This window comes from Streptomyces sp. NPDC046881, from assembly GCF_040645015.1.
Taxonomy (GTDB): Bacteria; Actinomycetota; Actinomycetes; order Streptomycetales; family Streptomycetaceae; genus Streptomyces.
On record NZ_JBEYXJ010000002.1, the window covers coordinates 20,059 to 41,293 of the forward strand.

General features: G+C 73.2%; 26 protein-coding genes. 20 read left to right on the forward strand and 6 right to left on the reverse strand.

Going from position 1 to position 21,235, the window contains the following annotated elements:
* Window positions 1–107: 107 nt before the first annotated feature.
* On the reverse strand, window positions 108–734 hold the full coding sequence (locus ABZ923_RS01555) for a TetR family transcriptional regulator (protein WP_361465322.1): 627 nt from the start codon (window positions 732–734) through the stop codon (window positions 108–110).
* Window positions 735–880: 146 nt separating this feature from the next.
* Here ABZ923_RS01555 and ABZ923_RS01560 point away from each other — a divergent pair, with 146 nt between their 5' ends.
* From ABZ923_RS01560 to ABZ923_RS01570, 3 genes are all read left to right on the forward strand, one after another.
* Window positions 881–1,045 (forward strand): hypothetical protein, encoded by a 165-nt coding sequence (locus ABZ923_RS01560; protein ID WP_361465324.1) that lies wholly within the window; start codon window positions 881–883, stop codon window positions 1,043–1,045.
* Between the two features lie 31 nt (window positions 1,046–1,076).
* A complete protein-coding gene (locus ABZ923_RS01565) occupies window positions 1,077–1,355 on the forward strand; it encodes a DUF4190 domain-containing protein (protein WP_361465325.1) in 279 nt (92 codons plus the stop codon).
* A 111-nt stretch (window positions 1,356–1,466) separates the two neighbouring features.
* Window positions 1,467–2,636: a cysteine desulfurase family protein gene (locus tag ABZ923_RS01570; RefSeq protein ID WP_361465328.1), complete on the forward strand. Its 1,170-nt coding sequence runs from the start codon at window positions 1,467–1,469 to the stop codon at window positions 2,634–2,636.
* On the opposite strand, the gene ABZ923_RS01575 is transcribed toward ABZ923_RS01570, so the two are convergent.
* A complete protein-coding gene (locus tag ABZ923_RS01575) occupies window positions 2,633–3,331 on the reverse strand; it encodes an N-acetylmuramoyl-L-alanine amidase (protein WP_361465329.1) in 699 nt (232 codons plus the stop codon). The genes ABZ923_RS01570 and ABZ923_RS01575 overlap by 4 nt on opposite strands.
* A gap of 60 nt (window positions 3,332–3,391) precedes the next feature.
* On the opposite strand from ABZ923_RS01575, the gene mnmA reads away from it, so the two are divergent.
* The gene (mnmA, locus tag ABZ923_RS01580) at window positions 3,392–4,522 is read left to right on the forward strand and encodes a tRNA 2-thiouridine(34) synthase MnmA (protein WP_361465332.1); all 1,131 of its coding nucleotides are present in this window, start codon (window positions 3,392–3,394) and stop codon (window positions 4,520–4,522) included.
* A 15-nt stretch (window positions 4,523–4,537) separates the two neighbouring features.
* On the opposite strand, the gene ABZ923_RS01585 is transcribed toward mnmA, so the two are convergent.
* Together ABZ923_RS01585 and ABZ923_RS01590 are read right to left on the reverse strand one after the other, a co-directional pair.
* Window positions 4,538–5,320 carry an alpha/beta hydrolase gene (locus ABZ923_RS01585; RefSeq protein ID WP_361465334.1) on the reverse strand — a complete coding sequence of 261 codons (783 nt, stop codon included), beginning with the start codon at window positions 5,318–5,320 and terminating at the stop codon, window positions 4,538–4,540.
* Between the two features lie 37 nt (window positions 5,321–5,357).
* Window positions 5,358–5,681 (reverse strand): DUF427 domain-containing protein, encoded by a 324-nt coding sequence (locus ABZ923_RS01590; RefSeq protein WP_361465336.1) that lies wholly within the window; start codon window positions 5,679–5,681, stop codon window positions 5,358–5,360.
* A gap of 66 nt (window positions 5,682–5,747) precedes the next feature.
* Here ABZ923_RS01590 and ABZ923_RS01595 point away from each other — a divergent pair, with 66 nt between their 5' ends.
* The 6 genes from ABZ923_RS01595 to ABZ923_RS01620 all read left to right on the forward strand — a co-directional run bounded on the left by ABZ923_RS01595 (window position 5,748) and on the right by ABZ923_RS01620 (window position 13,110).
* Window positions 5,748–6,287 (forward strand): TIGR00730 family Rossman fold protein, encoded by a 540-nt coding sequence (locus tag ABZ923_RS01595; RefSeq protein WP_361465339.1) that lies wholly within the window; start codon window positions 5,748–5,750, stop codon window positions 6,285–6,287.
* 7 nt (window positions 6,288–6,294) lie between these two features.
* Window positions 6,295–6,993, forward strand: a complete 699-nt coding sequence (locus ABZ923_RS01600; RefSeq protein WP_361465341.1) for an SDR family oxidoreductase — start codon at window positions 6,295–6,297, stop codon at window positions 6,991–6,993.
* Window positions 6,994–7,072: 79 nt separating this feature from the next.
* Window positions 7,073–7,366, forward strand: coding sequence for a hypothetical protein (locus tag ABZ923_RS01605; protein WP_361465344.1), 294 nt, complete (start codon window positions 7,073–7,075; stop codon window positions 7,364–7,366).
* 31 nt (window positions 7,367–7,397) lie between these two features.
* Window positions 7,398–8,402: a methionine synthase gene (locus ABZ923_RS01610; protein WP_361465346.1), complete on the forward strand. Its 1,005-nt coding sequence runs from the start codon at window positions 7,398–7,400 to the stop codon at window positions 8,400–8,402.
* Between the two features lie 15 nt (window positions 8,403–8,417).
* Window positions 8,418–10,613 carry an NAD-dependent DNA ligase LigA gene (ligA, locus tag ABZ923_RS01615; protein WP_361465347.1) on the forward strand — a complete coding sequence of 732 codons (2,196 nt, stop codon included), beginning with the start codon at window positions 8,418–8,420 and terminating at the stop codon, window positions 10,611–10,613.
* 259 nt (window positions 10,614–10,872) lie between these two features.
* Window positions 10,873–13,110 (forward strand): bifunctional diguanylate cyclase/phosphodiesterase, encoded by a 2,238-nt coding sequence (locus ABZ923_RS01620; protein ID WP_361465350.1) that lies wholly within the window; start codon window positions 10,873–10,875, stop codon window positions 13,108–13,110.
* Between the two features lie 59 nt (window positions 13,111–13,169).
* Here ABZ923_RS01620 and ABZ923_RS01625 read toward each other — a convergent pair whose 3' ends face one another.
* Window positions 13,170–13,748: a TetR/AcrR family transcriptional regulator gene (locus ABZ923_RS01625; protein WP_361465353.1), complete on the reverse strand. Its 579-nt coding sequence runs from the start codon at window positions 13,746–13,748 to the stop codon at window positions 13,170–13,172.
* A gap of 87 nt (window positions 13,749–13,835) precedes the next feature.
* On the opposite strand from ABZ923_RS01625, the gene ABZ923_RS01630 reads away from it, so the two are divergent.
* The 6 genes from ABZ923_RS01630 (at window position 13,836) to gatB (ending at window position 18,576) form a co-directional block, all read left to right on the forward strand.
* Window positions 13,836–14,207: a DUF4267 domain-containing protein gene (locus ABZ923_RS01630; RefSeq protein ID WP_361465356.1), complete on the forward strand. Its 372-nt coding sequence runs from the start codon at window positions 13,836–13,838 to the stop codon at window positions 14,205–14,207.
* A 37-nt stretch (window positions 14,208–14,244) separates the two neighbouring features.
* Window positions 14,245–14,739: a cupin domain-containing protein gene (locus ABZ923_RS01635; protein WP_361465358.1), complete on the forward strand. Its 495-nt coding sequence runs from the start codon at window positions 14,245–14,247 to the stop codon at window positions 14,737–14,739.
* A 269-nt stretch (window positions 14,740–15,008) separates the two neighbouring features.
* Window positions 15,009–15,305 (forward strand): Asp-tRNA(Asn)/Glu-tRNA(Gln) amidotransferase subunit GatC, encoded by a 297-nt coding sequence (gatC, locus tag ABZ923_RS01640; protein WP_358636145.1) that lies wholly within the window; start codon window positions 15,009–15,011, stop codon window positions 15,303–15,305.
* 5 nt (window positions 15,306–15,310) lie between these two features.
* Window positions 15,311–16,810 carry an Asp-tRNA(Asn)/Glu-tRNA(Gln) amidotransferase subunit GatA gene (gene gatA, locus ABZ923_RS01645; RefSeq protein WP_361465361.1) on the forward strand — a complete coding sequence of 500 codons (1,500 nt, stop codon included), beginning with the start codon at window positions 15,311–15,313 and terminating at the stop codon, window positions 16,808–16,810.
* Window positions 16,807–17,046 (forward strand): hypothetical protein, encoded by a 240-nt coding sequence (locus ABZ923_RS01650; RefSeq protein WP_030346630.1) that lies wholly within the window; start codon window positions 16,807–16,809, stop codon window positions 17,044–17,046. Before gatA ends, ABZ923_RS01650 begins: the two co-directional genes overlap by 4 nt.
* A 15-nt stretch (window positions 17,047–17,061) precedes the next feature.
* Window positions 17,062–18,576: an Asp-tRNA(Asn)/Glu-tRNA(Gln) amidotransferase subunit GatB gene (gene gatB / locus ABZ923_RS01655; RefSeq protein ID WP_361465364.1), complete on the forward strand. Its 1,515-nt coding sequence runs from the start codon at window positions 17,062–17,064 to the stop codon at window positions 18,574–18,576.
* Here the strand turns inward: gatB and ABZ923_RS01660 are convergent.
* Window positions 18,549–18,965, reverse strand: a complete 417-nt coding sequence (locus ABZ923_RS01660; RefSeq protein WP_361465366.1) for a hypothetical protein — start codon at window positions 18,963–18,965, stop codon at window positions 18,549–18,551. The genes gatB and ABZ923_RS01660 overlap by 28 nt on opposite strands.
* Window positions 18,966–19,012: 47 nt before the next feature.
* Between ABZ923_RS01660 and ABZ923_RS01665 the strand changes: the two genes are divergently transcribed.
* From ABZ923_RS01665 to ABZ923_RS01680, 4 genes are all read left to right on the forward strand, one after another.
* Window positions 19,013–19,366 carry a hypothetical protein gene (locus ABZ923_RS01665; RefSeq protein ID WP_361465368.1) on the forward strand — a complete coding sequence of 118 codons (354 nt, stop codon included), beginning with the start codon at window positions 19,013–19,015 and terminating at the stop codon, window positions 19,364–19,366.
* 105 nt (window positions 19,367–19,471) lie between these two features.
* Window positions 19,472–20,047: a GNAT family protein gene (locus ABZ923_RS01670; RefSeq protein ID WP_361465370.1), complete on the forward strand. Its 576-nt coding sequence runs from the start codon at window positions 19,472–19,474 to the stop codon at window positions 20,045–20,047.
* Window positions 20,048–20,082: 35 nt separating this feature from the next.
* Window positions 20,083–20,715, forward strand: a complete 633-nt coding sequence (locus ABZ923_RS01675; RefSeq protein ID WP_361465372.1) for a hypothetical protein — start codon at window positions 20,083–20,085, stop codon at window positions 20,713–20,715.
* Window positions 20,716–20,909: 194 nt separating this feature from the next.
* Window positions 20,910–21,101 carry a hypothetical protein gene (locus tag ABZ923_RS01680; RefSeq protein WP_361465375.1) on the forward strand — a complete coding sequence of 64 codons (192 nt, stop codon included), beginning with the start codon at window positions 20,910–20,912 and terminating at the stop codon, window positions 21,099–21,101.
* Window positions 21,102–21,235 lie beyond the last annotated feature (134 nt).

The window sequence follows — 21,235 nt, forward strand, 5'->3', positions numbered from 1 at the left end:
CCGGCGGTCAGGGCGGGCCCGGCGGGGGTCGGGGCGGTGGCTACGGCGGTCCCGGGGGCGGGCAGCCGGGGCAGGCCGGGGGAGCGGCCCGGCAGGGCTGACCGGGGTCAGTCCCGCCAGTGGCTGCGGCCGATGCTGATGAGCCGCAGCTGGCGGGTGGCGAGCTGCGTCACCCGCTCCCGCTCCTCCTCCGGGGCCTCCAGCGTCTCCAGGAACAGGGAGGCGGTGATGAGCATCTGGTCGACGTAGAGGTGCGCGAGCATCAGCAGGTCGTCGTCGCTCCAGCCCGCCGCCTCCGGGTCCTTGGCCAGCTCGGCCTTCACCTCCTCGGCGAACCGCACCAGTTGGGCCCGGATGGCCTCGCGCACCGGCTGCACCCCGCCGTGCCGCTCGCGGGCGATGAAGCGGACGTGCGCGGGGTAGGCCTCCACGTGTCGGGCGATCAGCTCGACGGCACGGGTGATGCGTTCCTCGCTGTCGCCCGTGGTGGACACCGTCGTCCGCACCATCGGGTGCAGGCTGCCCAGCGCCTCGTCGACCAGGGCGACCCCGAGGTCGGCGGTCGAGCGGAAGTGCCGGTAGAAGGCGGTCGGGGCGACGCCGACGGCCCGGGTGACCTCGCGCAGGCCCAGGCTGCTCAGGCTCTGCTCCTCCAGCAGGGCGAGGGCAGCGTCGAGGAACGCCTGCCGGGTCTTCTGCTTCTGGGCCTGCCGGATGCCGAGGGTGTGACTCATGTCATCCAGTTAACAACTGTTCTCTGGAATTGAAAAGCCGTCGGGGAGCGCTAGACTCGAAGTCAGTGAACAATTGTTACTACAACTGTTCACCGAAACTTTACACCGGCTGAACACGAGGCATCCCGGAGGGGGGATTCCATCCCATGCTGTTCCTCGTCGCCGCGCTCATGCTGCTCGGAGTCGTGCTGGGCACCGTCGCCCACGCGCCGCTGGGCGTCACCGTCGTCCTGGCCGCCATCATCGCCGTCTGGCTCGGCGTGTTCGCACTCCGCGAGCGCCACGGGCGCCGCCGCACCTCGGCCAACTGACCACCGGATTGGACCTCAGGAGCTGAGCACCATGCACCTCACCGCACCGGCCCCCGGCCGCACCGACACCCGCCCGCGTGGGCGCGACGCCGACGGCATGGCCGTCGCGTCCTTCATCCTCGGCCTCCTCGGCCTGCTCGTCCTCAACGTCTTCCTCGGCCCGGTCGCCATCGTGCTGGCCGCGGCCGCCCTCTGGCGCGGCACCGCCCGCCGCGGCCGCGCCTACCTGGGCCTCGCCCTCGGACTCGCCGACCTGGCGGTCCTGGTGACGGCGATGGAGATCTCGGGGACGGTGTCCTGGAGCCTGTGACGGCCGAACGCCCCGCGGACGACGGGGCGGCCGCCACCCGGCCCGGGTGCGGCCGGCGCAGGGCGCCCAGGGCCAACCGCTGGGACCCGGCGCCGTAGAATCGGCCTCACCATGGCATACCTCGACCACGCCGCGACCACCCCGATGCTCCCGGAGGCGGCAGAGGCGCTCACCGCCCAGCTGAGCATCACGGGCAACGCCTCCTCCCTCCACGCATCCGGCCGGCAGGCCCGCCGTACGGTCGAGGAATCCCGCGAGACCCTCGCCGAAGCGCTCGGCGCCCGCCCCAGCGAGGTGGTCTTCACCTCGGGCGGCACCGAGGCCGACAACCTGGCCGTCAAGGGCCTGTACTGGTCGCGCGTCGCCGCCGACCCGACCCGCACCCGCGTCCTGGCCAGCCCCGTCGAGCACCACGCCGTCCTCGACGCCGTGCACTGGCTCGGCGAGCACGAGGGCGCCACCGTCGAGTACCTCCCCGTCGACTCCCACGGCCGCGTCCACCCCGAGGCACTGCGCGAGGCCATCGCCCGCAACCCCGACGACGTCGCCCTGGCCACCGTGATGTGGGCCAACAACGAGATCGGCACCATCATGCCGATCCGTGAACTCGCCGACGTCGCCGGCGAGTTCGGCGTCCCGCTGCACGCCGACGCGGTCCAGGCCTTCGGTCAGGTCCCGGTCGACTTCGAGGCCTCGCGCCTCGCCGCGATGACCGTCTCCGGTCACAAGATCGGCGGCCCCTACGGCATCGGCGCGCTCATCCTCGGCCGCGAGCACACCCCCGTGCCCGTCCTGCACGGCGGCGGCCAGGAGCGGCACGTGCGCTCCGGCACGCTCGACGTCCCGGCCGTCGCCTCCTTCGCCGTCGCCGGCCGGCTCGCCGCCGAGCAGCGCGCGTGGTTCGCCCGGGAGATCGGCGCCCTGCGCGACCAGCTGGTCGACGCCGTGCGCGGCGCCGTGCCCGACGCGATCCTCGGCGGCGACCCGGCACCCGGTGGCCGGCTCCCGGCCAACGCGCACTTCACCTTCCCCGGCTGCGAGGGCGACTCCCTGCTGCTCCTGCTGGACGCCCAGGGCATCGAGTGCTCCACCGGTTCGGCCTGCACCGCGGGCGTCGCCCAGCCCAGCCACGTCCTCCTCGCCACCGGCACCGACCCGGACCTGGCCCGGGGCACCCTGCGCTTCTCCCTCGGCCACACCTCCACCGAGGCGGACGTCGAGGCCGTCGCGAAGGCGATCGGCCCCGCGGTGGAACGCGCCCGGGCGGCCGGGCTCACCTAGGGCCTGTCGTCCGGATCGCGCCGGGCGCGCTCGGCGCGGACCAGGCGGAGGTACCGCTCCCAGTCCCAGAACCGCCCCGGGTCCGTGTGGTCCGTGCCCGGCACCTCCACGTGCCCGATGATGTGCTCCCGGTCCGCGGGTATGCCGTACCGCCCGCATATCGCCGCCGTCAGCCGGGCCGAGGCCGCGTACATGGCGTCCGTGAAGGAGGAGGCGTCCTCCACGAAGCCCTCGTGCTCGATGCCGACACTGCGTTCGTTGTACTCGCGGTTGCCCGCGTGGAAGGCGACGTCCAGCTCGCGGATCAACTGCGTGACCCGCCCGTCCTTGCGCACGATGTAGTGCGCCGCGGCGCCGTGCGCGGGGTCCTGGAACACCTTCACCGCCGAGGCGTAACCGCCCTGGGTGACATGGACGACCACCCGGTCCACCCGGTAGTCGGCCGGCCGGTCCGCCCGCCGGTAGTTCGCCGCCGAGGCCGCCACCCAGCGCGCGCCCCGGAAGTCCACCGCGCCCGCCACCCGCGGCTTGTCCACCCCGGGCAGCCGCCACCACAGCCGGGACAGCTCCTCGCGGGCCAGCACCGCCGTGCCCACGGCCGCCGCGGCCCCGCCGACGAGCAGCGCCCGCCGGCCCAGCCGCCCGTCCCCGTCGCCGGCCGCCGCCCCCGTGCCCGTCCCAGTCGTCGCCCCCATGTGATCGTCAACGGATATCCGGCCGACCAGGTTCCCGCGCCCCCGTACTCTGGAAGGGTTATGACTGACACCCCGCAGCGCACCCGCCCCCTCCGCGTCCTCGCCGCCATGTCCGGCGGAGTGGACTCCGCCGTCGCCGCCGCGCGGGCGGCGGAAGCCGGCCACGACGTCACCGGCGTGCACCTCGCGCTCTCCGCGAACCCGCAGTCGTTCCGCACCGGGGCGCGGGGCTGTTGCACCATCGAGGACTCGCGCGACGCCCGGCGCGCGGCCGACGTCATCGGCATCCCCTTCTACGTCTGGGACCTCGCCGACCGCTTCCGCGAGGACGTCGTCGAGGACTTCGTCGCCGAGTACGAGGCCGGCCGCACCCCGAACCCGTGCCTGCGCTGCAACGAGAAGATCAAGTTCGCCGCGCTGCTGGACAAGGCGCTGGCCCTCGGCTTCGACGCCGTCTGCACCGGTCACTACGCCCAGGTGATCGTGAACGAGGACGGCTCCCGCGAGCTGCACCGCGCCTCCGACATGGCGAAGGACCAGTCGTACGTGCTCGGCGTGCTGGACGACAAGCAGCTCGCGCACGCGATGTTCCCGCTCGGCGACACGGTCACCACCAAGGAGGAGATCCGCGCGGAGGCCGAGCGCCGGGGCCTGGCGGTGGCCAAGAAGCCCGACTCGCACGACATCTGCTTCATCGCCGACGGCGACACCCAGGGCTTCCTGGCCCGGCGGCTCGGCAGGGCCGAGGGCGACATCGTGGACGAGGCCGGCACCAAGCTGGGCACCCACGACGGGGCCTACGGCTTCACCATCGGCCAGCGCAAGGGCCTGCGGATCGGCACCCCGGCCCCGGACGGCAAGCCGCGCTACGTCCTGGACATCTCCCCGGTCACCAACACGGTCACCGTCGGCCCGGCCGCCGCCCTCGACGTCACCGCCCTCACCGCGATCAGGCCCCGCTGGTGCGGCGCCGCCCCCACCGGCCCCGGCACCTACACCGCCCAGCTGCGCGCGCACGGCGGCGAGACCGAGGTGACCGCCGAGCCGGTCGACGGCGAGCTGCGGGTGACCTTCGCCGAGCCGGTCCGCGGGGTCGCCCCCGGCCAGGCGATCGTGCTGTACGACGGCACGCGCGTGGTGGGCTCGGCGACGATCGCGTCCACCACGCGCGCGGCGGCCGCGGCGGTCTGAGCCGGTCCGCCGCCCCTACCCGGCGACGTACTCCGCCAGCACCGGCCCCAGCACGTCCGGCTCCACCATGTGGGTCTGGCCCGGCAGGATCCGGTACGTGCCCTGGGGCACGGCCTCCGCGACCGCCTGGCTCGCCCGGTGCATCCACTCCGGGCTCGCGCCGCCCGCGACCGCGAGGACGGGGACGGAGATCCCGGCCAGCCGCGCGCGGGGGAGCAGGCCGTCGCCCATCACCGCGTCGTCGTAGGCGAGGCTGGGGGCGACGGCCTCCATGCCGGCCCACATCGGGGAGTGGCGGGCGCGCTGGATCATCTCCTCGCCGAGGCCCGTCAGGCGCAGGAACAGCTCCACCGCGTCCCCGCGCCGGCCCTCGGCGAGCGCCTTGTTCAGCTGCTCCTTGTAGGTGGCCTCCCGCGTGGCGCCGTCCGCCAGGTGGTCGACGTACGGCACCTCGTACACCGCCGCCCGGCGCACCGGCAGCCCGCCGGCCGCCGCGTGCAGCACCAGCGCGCCGCCCGAGGAGACCCCGAAGAGCGCCGCGTCGCCACCCACCGCGTCGAGCAGCGCGGCCAGGTCCTCGACCTCGCGGTCGACCGCGTACGGCGGCGTGTCACCGCTCTCGCCGCGGCCCCGGCGGTCGTAGACGACGGCCGTGCAGCGCTCCGCGAGCCGCTCGGCCAGGGGCAGCACGGTACCGCCGGTGGACATCGCGCCGCTCACCAGGATCACCGTGGGCCCCTGGCCGGTCACGTGGTACGCGAGGGGGGTCCCGTCGCGCGAAGTCGTCTTCTTGTCCATGCCCGTGCAGACTGCCGTACGACACGGGACTCACCGGTCATGACACGTCGGTGTCGTAGAAGCAGTAGTGGTCCTTGATCTCCGCCACGTCCGGCTTGGGGTCCGGGTACGCCCAGACGAGGTCGGGAGCGTCCGGCAGCGACCAGTAGGACGCCGTGCCCTTGAAGGGGCAGACGGTGTGCGTGTCGGAGGGCGTCAGCAGGTCGAGGCGGACGTCCGCGGCGGGGATGTAGTACCGCACCGGACAGCCCGTCTCGCGCAGCTCCAGGGCGCGGTCGGACTCGGCGAGCACCTGGTCGCCGCGCACCGCGCGTACGTGCCGGTCGCTCTTCTCGATCGTGATCGTGTGTCCTCGGCTCATACCCGTACAGCGCCCGGAGGGGCCGTGCTTCTTCCCGCCCGGGCCGGGGACCGTACGGTGGAGGGCATGAACATCTGTGTCTTCCTGTCCGCCGCCGACCTCGACGAGCGGTACACGCGCCCCGCGCGCGAGTTCGCCGAACGGATCGGCAAGGCCGGCCACACCCTCGTCTGGGGCGGCTCCGACGTCGGGCTGATGAAGGTGGTCGCCGACGGCGTGCAGGAGGCGGGCGGCAGGCTGCTGGGCGTCTCCGTGGAGTTCCTCGCGAACAAGGCGCGCCCCGGCGCCGACGAGATGATCGTCGCGGCCGACCTCGCCGAACGCAAGAAGCTGCTGCTGGAGCAGGCCGACGCCGTGGTGATCATGGTGGGCGGCACCGGCACGCTGGACGAGGCCACCGAGATCCTGGAGCTGAAGAAGCACGGCCGCACCGAGAAGCCGGTCGTGCTGCTGAACACCGCGGGCTTCTACGACGGCCTGCGCGAGCAGTTCCGCCGCATGGAGGCCGAGGGCTTCCTGCCCCGCCCGCTGGCCGAGCTGGTCTTCTTCGCCGACGAGCCGGCCGGGGCGCTGGCCTACCTGGAGGAGCAGGCCGGGCACCACTGATGCGAGCATGGCAGGCATGGCTACTCATGTGATCACCGGGGCCGGTTCCGGCATCGGCGCGGCCGTCGCCCGCCGGCTGCACGCGCGCGGGGACGAACTCGTGCTGCACGCGCGCGACGCGGGCCGCGCGAAGGAGCTGGCGGCCGAGTTCCCCGGCGCGCGCACCCTGGTCGGCGACCTGGCGGACCCGGACCGGCTGTCCTGGGCGTTCTCGCACCAGACGCTCCCGGACCGGGTGGACTCCCTGCTGCACATCGCCGGCGTCGTCGACCTCGGTGACGTCGGCGACCTCACCCCGAAGGCCTGGCGCCACCAGCTCAACGTCAACCTGGTCGCGCCCGCCGAGCTGACCCGGCACTTCCTGCCGCAGCTGAGGGCGGCCCGCGGCCACGTGGTCTTCGTCAACTCCGGTGCCGGTCTGAACGCCCACGCCGGCTGGTCCGCGTACGCCGCCTCCAAGCACGGCCTGAAGGCCCTCGCCGACGCCCTGCGCCAGGAGGAGCACGCCGCCGGCGTCCGCGTCACCTCCGTCTACCCCGGCCGCACCGCGAGCCCCATGCAGGCCAAGGTCCACCAGCAGGAGGGCAAGGAGTACGACGCCTCCAAGTGGATCGACCCCGAGTCGGTCGCCACGACGGTCCTGATGGCCCTGGACCTGCCGCGGGACGCGGAGGTCAACGACCTGACGGTACGGCCCGGGCGGTGACCGGCGAGGCCGGGATCCGGGCCTGGCCGGCGCAGGTCTGGCCCCGGACCGAGGCCGCCTCGTCCTCGCGGGCGGTGACGTGCGCGTCCCGCTCGCCGGCCGGCCGGTCCTCGGCGAGGTCTTCGACGACGCCGGCCTCGCGGAGCTGCGCGGCCTCGCGACCGAGGGCGAGTTCACCGGCGACATCTGCCGCTGCCCGGGCAGCCTGACGGTGGCCCTGCTGGACGCGCGAGGCGCCGTCGCGGCCGCCGCCGGCCTGCACGGCGGCACGGACCTCGCCTGGGAGCGGGGCCGTTTCCGCAACAACCTCGCGGTCGCCGATCCGCAGGGGCCGTGTGCCTTCCTGCGCCGGCACGGCGCCCACTGGTTGTGAGTCCGCCGGCCGGCCTACGTACCCTGCCGGGGTGAGCGAAAACAGCCAGATCAGGTTCCCGGGAGCCACCGGCGTGGGCTCCCTGCCCGGCGGGGACACGCGGGAAGCCGCCAAGACCGTCACCGGCAGCTTCGAGGACTTCCCCTTCCTCCCGGAGCTGCCCGCGCGCGGCCCCGGGGCCGACATGATCGGCCGGACCGCCGGGATGCTGGTCGAGCTGTACGCGCGCGTGGAGCCCAGCGGCTGGCGGATCGGGGACCGGCCGGGCCGGGACACCAGGCGGGCGCGCTCCTGGCTGGGCGAGGACCTCGACGCCCTGGAGGAGTTCACGCAGGGCTACGAGGGCGACCTGAAGGTGCAGGCGGTCGGGCCGTGGACGCTGGCCGCCGCCCTGGAGCTGAAGAACGGCGAGGCCGCGCTGTCGGACCCCGGCGCCTGCCGTGACCTCGCCGCCTCGCTCGCCGAGGGGCTGCGGCTGCACCTCGACGAGGTGCGGCGCCGCGTCCCGGGCGCCCGGATCGTCCTCCAGCTCGACGAGCCCTCCCTCACCGCCGTCCTGCGCGGCCGGGTCCGTACCGCGAGCGGCTACCGCACCCACCGCGCCGTGGACCGGCAGGTCGTGGAGGCCACGCTCCGGGACGTCGTCGGCACGCACGGCGGCCCCGTGGTGGTGCACTCCTGCGCCCCGGACGTGCCCTTCGCGCTGCTGCGGCGGGCCGGCGCGGCGGCCGTCTCCTTCGACTTCGCCCTTCTCACCGAGCGTGACGACGAGGCGATCGGCGAGGCCGTAGAAGGCGGCACGCGCCTGTTCGCCGGTGTCGTGCCGGGCACGGACGTCCCGTTGTCAGACCCTGCCGGTAGCGTCATGGGTGTCAGGACGCTGTGGCGCAGGCTGGGGCTGCATCCGGGGCTGCTCGCGGAGGCGGTCACGGTGACCCCGGCATGCGGTCTCGCGGGCGCTTCACCCGCCTACGCACGCCAGGTGCTCGCCCACTGCGTCCGGGCGGCGAGATCCCTCGCGGACAACCCAGAGTAACGGGAGGACAACACGGTGGCCGGCGACAAGCAGCAGGCGGAGACGGCAGTGCCCGCCGAGGCACGTGACAAGCACGCGCAGCTCGCTGAGCAGATCGAGGAGCACCGCTTCCGGTACTACGTGAAGGACGCTCCCGTCATCAGCGACGCGGAGTTCGACCAGCTCCTGAAGTCCCTGGAGGCCCTGGAGGAGCGGTACCCGGAGCTGCGCACCCCGGACTCGCCCACCCAGAAGGTCGCGGGGTCGTACGAGACGGAGTTCACCGCGGTCGAGCACCGCCAGCGGATGCTCTCGCTCGACAACACGTTCAACGACGACGAGCTGGCCGCCTGGGCCGAGCGCATCGCGCGCGAACTCGGCGACCAGACGTACCACTTCCTGTGCGAGCTCAAGGTCGACGGCCTCGCCGTCAACCTCACGTACGAGAAGGGCCGGCTCACGCGCGCGGCCACCCGTGGCGACGGCCGCACCGGCGAGGACATCACGCCGAACGTCCGGACGATCGCGGAGATCCCCGACCGCCTCGGCGGCGGCGAGGTGCCCGACCTGGTGGAGATCCGCGGCGAGGTCTACTTCCCGATGGAGAAGTTCCTCGAACTCAACGAACGCCTGGTCGCGGCCGGCGACAAGCCCTTCGCCAACCCCCGCAACGCCGCCGCCGGTTCGCTGCGCCAGAAGGACCCGCGCGTCACCGCCACCCGGCCGCTGCACATGGTCGTCCACGGCATCGGCGCCCTGGAGGGCTACTCGGGCATGACCCGGCTCTCCCAGGCCTACGACCTGCTGAAGACCTGGGGCCTGCCCACTTCCCCGCACAACCGGGTGGTCGACGACCTCGACGGCGTACGGAAGTTCATCGCCCACTACGGCGAGAACCGCCACTCCGTCGAGCACGAGATCGACGGTGTCGTGGTCAAGCTGGACGAGATCCGCCTCCAGGGACGGCTCGGCTCCACCGCGCGTGCCCCGCGCTGGGCGATCGCGTACAAGTACGCGCCGGAAGAGGTCAACACCAAGCTGATCGACATCAAGGTGGGCGTCGGCCGCACCGGCCGTGTCACGCCGTACGCCCAGGTCGAGCCGGTCACGGTCGCCGGCAGCGAGGTCGAGTTCGCCACCCTGCACAACCAGGAGGTCGTCAAGGCCAAGGGCGTGCTCATCGGCGACACGGTCGTGCTCCGCAAGGCCGGTGACGTCATCCCGGAGATCCTCGGCCCGGTGGTCGACCTCAGGGACGGCACCGAGCGGGAGTTCGTGATGCCGGGCGAGTGCCCCGAGTGCGGCACCCCGCTGCGGCCCATGAAGGAGGGCGACATCGACCTCCGCTGCCCCAACGCCCGCACCTGCCCGGCCCAGTTGCGCGAGCGGGTCTCCTACCTCGCGGGCCGGGAGTGCCTGGACATCGAGCACTTCGGCGAGGTGGCCGCCGCCGCGCTCACCCGGCCGCTGGAGCCGGCCGAGCCGCCCCTGGTGGACGAGGGCGACCTGTTCGACCTGACGGTGGAGAAACTGCTGCCGATCAAGGCCTATGTCCTCGACCCGGCCAGCGGTCTGCCCAAGCGCGACCCGAAGACCGGCGAGGAGAAGGTCGTCACCGTCTTCGCCAACCAGAAGGGCGAGCCGAAGAAGAACACCCTCGCCCTGCTGGCGAACATCGAGGCGGCCAAGTCCCGTCCGCTCGCCCGGTTCCTGAACGGGCTGTCGATCCGGCACGTGGGCCCGGTCGCCGCGCAGGCCCTCGCGCGCGAGTTCCGCTCCGTCGACCGCATCGAACAGGCGACCGAGGCGGAGCTGGCGGCCACCGACGGCGTCGGTCCCATCATCGCCGCCGCGCTCAAGGAGTGGTTCGCCGAGGACTGGCACCGCGAGATCGTCCGCAAGTGGAAGGCCGCGGGGGTCCCGCTGGAGGAGCAGTCCACCGGCGAGGACGAGGGGCCGCGTCCGCTGGAGGGGCTCACGGTCGTCGTCACCGGCACGCTGGAGAACTTCACCCGGGACGGCGCCAAGGAGGCGCTGCAGAGCCGGGGTGCGAAGGTGACCGGTTCGGTGTCGAAGAAGACCTCGTTCGTCGTAGTGGGTGACAACCCCGGATCGAAGTACGACAAGGCCATGCAGCTGAAGGTTCCCGTTCTGAACGAGGACGGTTTCGCCGTCCTCTTGGAACAGGGCCCCGACGCGGCGGCCGAAGTCGCGCTTCCGACCGGGGAGTAGCGGTTGAAGGCCACCCGATCGGCGCATATCAGATGCATACGGGTGGCCCGGGCGCATTCGGGCAACCGTCGGAGACCGCTGCCCGTGGAAGCCTTCCGCGGCCTACTGTTGAGGTGTGCGCCTGTCGTGCCCGGCTCCGGCCGGGGCATCTCCGTGCCCTCCAGGGGCGCGGGGAAGGTTTCTTCGGCGCGGAGCTGCTGATGGTTGTCGGGCATCGGGCCGCGTGGCGTGGGCACCGCCGGCTGTGAGAGGGACGGGAATGGAACCGACCGAGAGCGCCGCCCCTGACTCACGGCTGCGTCTGCGCCGCCGCGCGGTCGCATGGCGTGGGTACCGGTGGACCGGCCGGACCGACGGGCGTACCGGCGGACAGCCGCGCCCCGCCGGACCGGGCGCCGCCGCCGAGGCCCACGCGCCCCTGCCGGCCCTCGAACCCGCCCCGGCCCTGTCGGGCGCCGACACCGAACGGCACCCCTCCTGGCCGGCGCTGCCCGGGGCCCTCGTGGCCGCCGCGGGCTTCGCCCTGGGCGCCGGCTTCTACCGCGCCTACGTCGGCCACCACGCCCTCTTCCCCGGCGGCACGGTCGGCTGGTCGCTGGCCCTGCTGACCGGCGTCATCGTCGGCCACCTCGTCATGCTGGGCCGCGCCCGCTGGTGGGGCGGCACCGGATCGGGCGCCGCCCTCACCCTCGCCGTGCTGCTGCTGTACGGCTGGGTGCCGGCCGGCCTGGTCAGCCTCACCGTCGTCGTGCTGGTCGGCGTCGCCCGCCGGCACCGCTGGCGGCAGGGCGTGCTGCACGGCGCGGTGGACGTCCTCGGCATCGGTGCCGGCGCCCTGCTGCTGGGCGCGTTCGGCCGGGTCCCGAGCGTGGAGGCGCCCTGGCGGCCCGGGACCTGGAGCATCGCCACCGCCCCGCAGGTCGTCCTGGTCGCCGTCGCCTACCTCGCCGTCAGCCGCGGCCTGCTGTGGTACCTGCACGCCCCGCGCGGCGGCGGGGTGCCCACCGTCGCCCGCACCGCCCTGGTCAGACAGGGTCTGGTCGCCGTGGCGCTGCTGGGCATCGCGCCCCTGCTGTGCGTCGTCGCCGACGCCCAGCCGATCCTGCTCCCGCTCTTCGCCATCCCGCTCATCGCCCTGGACTCCACGCTGTGGATGGCCCGCGCCCGCGCCGAGGAGCAGCTGCGCGACCCGCTGACCGGGCTGCCCAACCGGCAGTGGCTGCTGGAGCGGATCTGGACGGCCCTGGACGACGCCGAGCGCATCGGCGCCCGCGCCGCGCTCATGCTGATCGACCTCGACCGTTTCCGCTCGGTCAACGACACACTCGGTCATCTGGCCGGCGACCGGCTGCTGCTCCAGATAGCCGACCGGCTGCGGCTCGCCCTGCCGCGCGGCGCCGAGGCCGCCCGGCTCGGCGGCGACGAGTTCGCCGTCTTACTGCCCGTCGCCGACTCCACCACGTCGGCCACCCGGGTCGCCCGCGGCCTGGTCACCGCCCTCAGCTCCCCGCTCGACCTCGACGGCCTCACCCTCGTCCTGGAGGCCAGCGCCGGCGTCGCCGTCTTCCCCGACCACGCCCTCGACGCCGAGGGGCTGCTGCGCCGCGCCGACGTCGCGATGTACCAGGCGAAGCGGGACCGCACCGGTGTCGAGGTCTACGAGTCCAAGCGCGACTCCAACACCCCGGACCGCCTCGGCCTGCTGGGCGACCTGCGCCGGGCGCTGGACGCGCACGAGGTGCAGCTCCACTACCAGCCCAAGGTCCGCTTCGACGGGCAGGTCGCCGGACTGGAGGCGCTGGTGCGCTGGGTGCATCCCGAGCGTGGCAAGGTGCCGCCGGACGAGTTCATAGCGATAGCCGAGTCCTCCGGGCTGATGCCCCACCTCACCGAGTACGTGCTGGAGACCGCGCTAGGCCAGGTCGCCCGGTGGCGCGCACAGGGCCTGCGGGTGCCCGTCGCCGTCAACGTCTCCCCGCGCGACGTCCACACCCCGGGATTCGCCGGATCGGTCGCCGCGCGCCTCGCCCGGCACGGGGTCCCCGCCGGAGCGCTCCAGCTGGAGATAACGGAACACGTCCTGCTGGAGGACCCGCAGCGGGCCGCCGACACCCTCGCCGGACTCACCGGCCACGGCGTGAAGATGTCCCTGGACGACTTCGGCACCGGCTACTCCTCCCTGGTGCACCTGCGGCGGCTGCCGGTCAGCGAGCTGAAGATCGACCGCTCCTTCGTCGCCCGGCTGGCCGTCGACGCCCAGGACGCCGAGATCGTGCGCTGCACCGTCGACCTCGCCCACTCGCTGGGCCTCCTCGTCGTCGCCGAGGGCGTGGAGGACGACGAGACCTGGGAGCGGCTGCGCGATCTGGGGTGCGACGCGGTGCAGGGCTGGCTGGTGGCCGCCGCGATGCCTCCGGAGGAGGCGACCGCGTGGCTGCTGGCCCGCGGTTCCCGCGGGTGGCAGCGCCCGCCCGCCGCATTGCCGGCCGCCGAGTAGTCCCCCCGCCCGGGTGCACCGGTCCCGCGCGATCCCTGCGCCGTCTGCGGTCGCGTGCCTCAGGCCCCGGCGAAGTGGCCGATCAGCAGCGCCAGGCGCGTCTCGTGTGCGGGTTCCGGCAGTCTGCCGCTCCGCATCAGCGTCACCAGGCCGTGCAGCCCCGCCCAGAACGTCTCCGTCAGCAGCCCGGGGTCGTCGCCCTCGGCCGCGATCGGCTCCACCGCGAGGCGCAGCTCGGTGAAGGCGTCCCACAGCGGTGCCGGAGCCTCCTCCGTGGCGAACGGAAGGTCCACCCGCAGGGTGAACATCACGTCGTAGAGGGCGGGCCGGCGCCTGCCGAAGGACGTGTACGTCCGCGCCACCGCCGCCAGCGCCTCCCGCGTGCCGTGCGCCGCCGTGCGGGCCTGCCGCAGCTCCGCCGCGAGGTCGGCGCATCCCTGCACCGCGACCGCCGCCATGATCGCGTCCTTGCCCTTGAAGTGGCTGTAGAGGACCGGCTGGCTGTACTCGATCTCGGCGGCCAGCCGGCGGGTGGTCACCGCGTCCCAGCCCTCGGCCTCCGCCAGTTCCCGGGCGGCCGTGACGATCAGCCGCTCGCGTTCCGCTCGTTCGCGCTCCCGGCGCGTCTGGATCGACATGGCCGTGATTCTAGCAGCGCTAGCCATTCTGTCATCGCTCTGCTAGCTTCGCTCTCGTCCCTAGCGCTGCTAGCGAGGAGAGATGGCATGACCGTCACCGCGTACACCCTGGCCGCCCTGCTCGACCTGTTCTGCGTGTTCCTCTGGTTCCGGTTCTGGTTCCAGCCGGGCCCGGCGGCGGCCGGCTACGGCGTCCCGGCCGACCCGCGCGGCGACGCCCGCGCCTACCTGTCGGTCAAGGGACTCCGGGACGGCGCCCTCGGACTGGTGGGCCTGGCCCTGCTCGCCTTCGCCGGAGCCCGCGCCGAGGCCTGGTTCATGGTCTGCGTGGCCGTCGTGCCGTTCACGGACACGCTGATAGTCCTGCGCAACGGCGGCACGAAAGCCGTCGCCTTCGGGATCCACTTCGCCACCGCGATCGTGGTACTGATCAGTGCCGGACTGCTCTTCGCGGTCTGACCGCCCCGCACCGCGTCACACAAAGGGGGATGCCACCATGTCGCTGTTCGTGCCCAGGTTCGACGAGACCGTGCTGGTCCGGGACGCCGAGGCCGAGGTCCTCGGCGGTGCCCCCGTCGGCGTGCGGCTGCTGGCCGACAGCAGTGCCAGCGGCGGCGCGCTGTCCACCGTGCGCGTCACGCTCGCGGAGGGCGCCGACGGCGCCCGGCCGCACGTGCACCACAACTCGGCCGAGATGTTCTACCTGCTCGACGGCGAGGCCGAGGTCCTCTCCGGCGACGATGTCGTGACCGCCGGGCGCGGTGACCTGATCATCGTCCCGCCGGACCGCCCCCACGCCTTCGCCGCCGCCCCCGGCAGCACCGCCGACCTGCTCATCGTCATCGCCCCGGGCGTCGAGCGCTTCGAGTACTTCCGCCACCTCCAGCGCATCCGCCTCGGCGAGGCCACCCCGGAGAGCCTGCTGGAGGTCCAGGAGCTGTACGACAACCACTTCCTGAGGAGCCTCGCCTGGGACGGCCGGCACCGGTGAGGCCGGGGCCGGGGCAAACCGTTTCACGGGCATGGTGCCCCGCCCCATAGGATTGGGGCTAGTCGTCCCATTCCCGTCTGTCGCGCGACGCCTGGCACGCACGCTCGCCGCGTTGCCGAATCGTCCACGTGGCTCCGCCACGAGGACGCTCCGGCGCCTTGCGATCGCACGCACCAGACGCCGCGCGACCCGCCCTTCGGGCGGACGACGGGAATGGGACGACTAGCCCCCGGCCCAAACCACACACACTCACCCCAGAGGATCGCTGCATGCCTGGCATCACGCGCGAGGAGGTCGCCCACCTCGCCCGGCTGGCGCGTCTGGAGCTGAAGCCCGAAGAGCTTGAACACTTCGCCGGCCAGCTGGACGACATCATCGGCGCGGTGGCCCGCGTCAGCGAGGTCGCCGACCAAGACGTACCGCCGACCTCGCACCCGCTCCCGCTGACGAACGTCATGCGGCCGGACGAGATCCGTCCCTCGCTCACCCCCGAGCAGGCGCTCTCCGGCGCCCCGGCCCAGGAGCAGCAGCGTTTCAAGGTGCCGCAGATCCTGGGGGAGGAGTGACCGCCATGACGGACAACGCCATCATCAAGCTCACCGCGGCCGAGACCGCCGCGAAGATCGCCTCCGGCGAACTGACGGCGGTCGAGGTCGCCGAGGCCCACCTCGCGCGGATCGAGGCGGTGGACGAGAAGGTGCACGCCTTCCTCCACGTCGACCGCGAGGGCGCCCTCGCCCAGGCCCGTGCCGTGGACGAGAAGCGGGAGCGCGGCGAGAAGCTCGGCCCGCTGGCCGGCGTCCCGCTCGCGCTCAAGGACATCTTCACCACCGAGGGCGTCCCCACGACCGTCGGCTCGAAGATCCTGGAGGGCTGGATCCCGCCGTACGACGCGACGCTCACCAAGCGGCTGAAGGCCGCCGACGTGGTCATCCTCGGCAAGACCAACATGGACGAGTTCGCCATGGGGTCCTCCACCGAGAACAGCGCCTACGGCCCGACCGGCAACCCCTGGGACCTCACCAAGATCCCCGGCGGCTCCGGCGGCGGCTCCTCCGCCGCGCTCGCCTCCTTCCAGGCGCCCCTCGCCATCGGCACCGACACCGGCGGCTCCATCCGCCAGCCGGCCGCCGTCACCGGCACGGTCGGGGTGAAGCCGACGTACGGCGCGGTCTCCCGCTACGGCATGGTCGCCTTCTCCAGCTCCCTGGACCAGGGCGGCCCCTGCGCCCGCACGGTCCTGGACGCGGCCCTGCTGCACGAGGTCATCGCCGGGCACGACCCGCTCGACTCCACCTCCATCGACGCCCCGGTCCCGCCGGTCGTCGAGGCCGCCCGCAACGGCAGCGTGCAGGGCATGCGCGTCGGCGTGGTCAAGCAGTTCCGCGGCGAGGGCTACCAGGCCGGCGTCATCCAGCGCTTTGACGAGTCCGTCGAGCTGCTGAAGGAGCTGGGCGCCGAGATCGTCGAGCTGGACTGCCCGTCCTTCGACCTCGCCCTGTCGGCGTACTACCTGATCGCCCCGTCCGAGTGCTCCTCCAACCTCGCCCGCTTCGACGGCCTGCGCTACGGCCTGCGGACCGGCGACGACGGCACGCACTCCGCCGAGGAGGTCACCTCCCTCACCCGCGAGGCCGGCTTCGGCCCCGAGGTCAAGCGCCGCATCATGCTCGGCACGTACGCCCTGTCGAGCGGCTACTACGACGCCTACTACGGCAGCGCGCAGAAGGTCCGCACGCTGATCAAGCAGGACTTCGACAAGGCCTTCGAGCAGGTCGACGTGATCGTCTCCCCGACGACCCCGACCACCGCCTTCGCGATCGGCGAGCGCGCGGACGACCCGATGGCGATGTACCTCGCGGACCTGTGCACCATCCCGACCAACCTGGCGGGCAACGCGGCCATGTCCCTGCCCTGCGGCCTCGCCCCGGAGGACAACCTCCCGGTGGGCCTGCAGATCATCGCCCCGGTGATGAAGGACGACCGGCTGTACAAGGTGGGCGCCGCCGTCGAGGCCGCCTTCGTGGAAAAGTGGGGTCACCCGCTGCTGGAGGAGGCACCGTCGCTGTGAGCGCACTGACCAAGGCCAAGGGCTTCAAGAAGTCCAGGTCCGGTACGTACCTGTCCATGGCCGCCACCGCGTTCGGCGCGGTCGGCGCCGCCAAGCAGATCAAGAAGGCGCGCGCCGAGAACGACACGCTGCGGCTCGTCGACGCCGTCGTCACCGCGGCCGGCATCGTCACCGGCCTCGCCATCCTCTACCGCGAGCTGAAGCGGCTGGGCGACGACGACGTCCTGCTGGGCTGAGAGGGAAGTTTCACCGTGACCACCACGACCGACCTGGTGTCGTACGAGGACGCGCTGGCGTCCTACGACCCCGTCATGGGCCTCGAGGTCCATGTCGAACTCGGCACCAAGACGAAGATGTTCTGCGGCTGCTCGACGGCGCTCGGTGCCGACCCGAACAGCCAGACCTGCCCGGTCTGCCTCGGCCTGCCCGGCGCGCTCCCGGTCGTCAACGCGACCGGCGTCGAGTCCGCGATCAAGATCGGTCTCGCGCTGAACTGCGAGATCGCCGAGTGGTGCCGCTTCGCCCGGAAGAACTACTTCTATCCGGACATGCCGAAGAACTTCCAGACCTCCCAGTACGACGAGCCGATCGCCTTCAACGGCTACCTCGACGTGCAGCTGGAGGACGGCGAGGTCTTCCGCGTGGAGATCGAGCGCGCCCACATGGAGGAGGACACCGGCAAGTCGACGCACGTCGGCGGCGCCACCGGCCGTATCCACGGCGCGTCCCACTCCCTGCTGGACTACAACCGCGCCGGCATCCCGCTGATCGAGATCGTCACCAAGCCGATCGTGGGCGCCGGCGAGCGCGCCCCCGAGGTGGCGAAGGCGTACGTCCGTGAGCTGCGCGAGCTGATCCGCGCGCTCGGCGTGTCCGAGGCCCGCATGGAGATGGGCCAGATGCGCTGCGACGTGAACCTGTCGCTGATGCCCAAGGGCGCCGACAAGTTCGGCACGCGCTCGGAGACGAAGAACGTCAACTCCCTGCGCTCGGTGGAGCGTGCGGCCCGCTTCGAGATCCAGCGGCACGCGGCCGTCCTCTCCGGCGGCGGCACGATCGTCCAGGAGACCCGCCACTTCCACGAGGACACCGGGTCCACGACCTCGGGCCGCGTGAAGGAGGAGGCCGAGGACTACCGGTACTTCCCGGAGCCCGACCTGGTGCCGGTCGCGCCCTCGCGCGAGTGGGTCGAGGAGATCCGCGCGGCCCTGCCCGAGCTGCCGCTGGCTCGCCGCACCCGGCTGCTGGCCGAGTGGGGCATCTCCGCCACCGACATGCAGGCGATCCTCAACGCCGGTGCGCTGGAGCCGATCGTCGCCACGATCGACGCCGGTGCCGACGCGGCCGCCGCCCGCAAGTGGTGGATGGGCGAACTGGCGCGCAGCGCCAACGAGTCCGGCAAGACGCTCGACGAGCTGGCGATCACCCCGCAGCAGGTGGCCCGGGTCACCGAGCTGGTCGCGAAGGGTGACCTGAACGACAAGCTGGCCCGTCAGGTCATCGAGGGCGTCCTCGCGGGCGAGGGCACCCCGGACGAGGTCGTCGACAAGCGCGGTCTGAAGGTCGTCTCCGACGAGGGCGCGCTGACCGCCGCCGTCGAGGAGGCCATCGCCGGCAACCCGGGCATCGCGGACAAGATCCGCGGCGGCAAGGTGGCCGCGGCCGGCGCCCTGGTCGGCGCGGTCATGAAGGCCACCCGCGGCCAGGCCGACGCGGCCCGCGTCAAGGAGCTGATCCTTCAGAAGTTGGGCGTCAGCGAGGGCTGAGCCCCGAGCACGGCCGTACGGCCCCGGAGGCACGCCCTCCGGGGCCGTACCGCTAGGCACTTCCGTCCCCACGACAGGCCCTGGATGCGGCGGCCCACCACCCGGGCGAACCCGGGCAGCCGCCCGCGGTCGGCGTTCAGCAGCTCCACCGAGTCGCGGGCCGGCCCGGCCATGAACGCGCTCGGGCTCTCCTCGGCGCACACCTCGTTCCACAGCAGCCAGTCCCGCCGTCCGGCAGCCAGTCGGCGGCCTCGACGGTCACGGCGCCCGTGCGGGTCCGGTTCCGGTGCCACCACGTACTGGTAGGCGTCGACGGACACGATCGCCTCGAACGAGCCCGCGCTCCGGGCGGCAGCCGGTCCCTCGCCCTGCCCAGCAGCCGAAGGCACCGCCCCGCACCAGGTTTTCCCGGCCCGAGGAGGTACGCTCGCCCGCCATGAGTGGACGCACCGATTCCGACACCGAGCCCGTGATAGCCGAGGACACCCGGGACAGCGAAGACACCGAAGGCGTTGAAGACACCGAGGCCGCCGAGGAGTACGTCGGGGACGCCCGGCGGGCCCGGTGGGTCGCCGGCGGCACCGGAGCGCTCCTCTGCCTCGCGGGGCTCGCCGCCGCCCTGCTGCGGCTGACCGGTTCCGCGCCGGCCCGCGTCCCCGCCGCCTACGCCCTCGGTGCCGTCGTCTGCGCCCTCGCGGCGGTGCTCGGCTCCCGGGGCCGTACCCGCAGGGCCCTGTGGCTGCTGGTCGCCGGGACCATGGTCATGGCACTCGGAGACCAGTTCGACTGACGCGCCGCCTGCCGCACGTCGGCATCGAGCCGTCCGGGTCCCGGGCCGCGCATGAGAGGCTCGGCCGGGTCCCGGTGGACGAACTGCGGAAGGAAGAACGGCACGATGTACGCGACACCGCTCGATGAGGAGGGCGCCGAACTGCGGCCCCTGGAGGTCTGGCACGCCGCCGAACTGCTGGCGAACATAGACCGGGGACGGGAGTTCATCGGCCGGCACATCGGCCTGGCGGACGTGGTCCGCGACCTCGACGGCGCCCGCGGCTGGCTGAAGTCGTACGCCGACAAGCGCGGCGCCGACGCCGGCAGCGTGCACGGGATCTGGCTGGACGGCCGGCTCGTCGGCGGGCTGCTGTTCCGCGTCTGGGACACCCCGAGCGGGGTCTGCGAGGCCGGCTGCTGGCTGGAGCCGGCCGCGGCCGGGCGCGGACTGGTCACGCGCGGGATGCGGGTGCTGCTCGACTGGGCCTTCGAGGAGCGCGGCATGCACCGGGTGGAGTGGTACGCCTCCTCGGCCAACGAGCCGAGCCTCAACGTGGCCCGGCGGCTCGGCATGACCCGCGAGGGCGTGCTCCGGGAGAACCACCCGCACCGGGGGGTGCGCGCCAGCACCGAGATCTGGGCCCTGCTCCGGCCCGAGTGGCGCGCGGCCCGCGCGCGGACCGCGCACAGCGATCATTAAGAGAGCTCTCAGACAGCGTCCGTACGGTGCCGGGCATGGCAACGAAGACAGCGGAAGGCGCCGGCACCGGCACGGGGACCGGCGCCGAGGCGCACAAGGACGACGAGACGACGGCGGCGGTCGACGCCCGGGACGGCCGTGCCGGGCACGAGACCGCCGGGGAGCAGGCCCCGGAGGCGGCGCACGACGAGGCTTCCGCGGAAGCCGCGCGCAACGAGCATGGCACAGACGGCGAGGCCGGCGATGCGACGGAAGCCGCCGGCGGGAAGGCACCCTCCGGGGTCGGCCAGGGCGCCGGTGCCGTCGTCTCCGCCGCGCTGGGCCTGGTCTCGCTCAGCGGCGGCTGGATCGGCACCGTCGCCTCCGCGCGCGAGCAGCTCGTCGGCCAGCTCCGGACCTCCTCCACCGCGAGCGTCGCCCGGCAGCTCAAGGAGGTCTACGGCGACGCCTGGCACACCACCGCCCTGTGGGCCGGCCTGTTCGCGCTCGCCGCGCTGGTCACCGGCGTGGTCGTGCTGGTCCGGCCCGCGTTCGGCGCCCCCGGCCGCCCGCAGGCGCCCTGGATCAGGTCGGTGGCCTGGGCGGGTGTCTCGCTCGGTGTCATCGGACTGCTCCTGGCCGTCCTGAAGTACTCCGACGCCCTGCTCGGCCTGCCCTCGGCCGGCTGAGAAACCGCAGGCCGACAGGGGCCTTAGGGAGTCCGTGCGTACCTTACGGACGCTCTAAGGCCCCTTACGCGCGCGTGCGGCCCGCCGGCCGCGCGAAGATGCGGAACTCTCCCGATGTGGCGGACCCCCCTGGGAGACGAAGGTGGAGGCATCGCAGAAAGCGAGCACCACACCGACTCTCCGAAGGACCCGCCATGTACCAGTTCGAACTCCACCAGCTCCGCTCCGCCGAGCTGCGCCGCACCGCCCAGCAGGAGCGCCTGGCCCGCGAGGTCGTCCGCTCCCGCCGCGCCGCCCGCCGGGCGCAGTCCGCCGGCCACGGAGCCCCGGCCGCCGAGTCGCATACCGACCGGCCCCGCCGGCACCGGCTGCCGCGCACCGCGTGACGGCGGGGGCGCGGAGCGGCCGGACGGGGGTCGGCCGCTCACGGTTGCAGGGTCGTACGGCTCCCCGGCGGAGCCGTACGGCCCTTTCGGCCGAGGGCGCTGCGCTCCCGGTGCCCCTCCCGGCCGCCGGTACG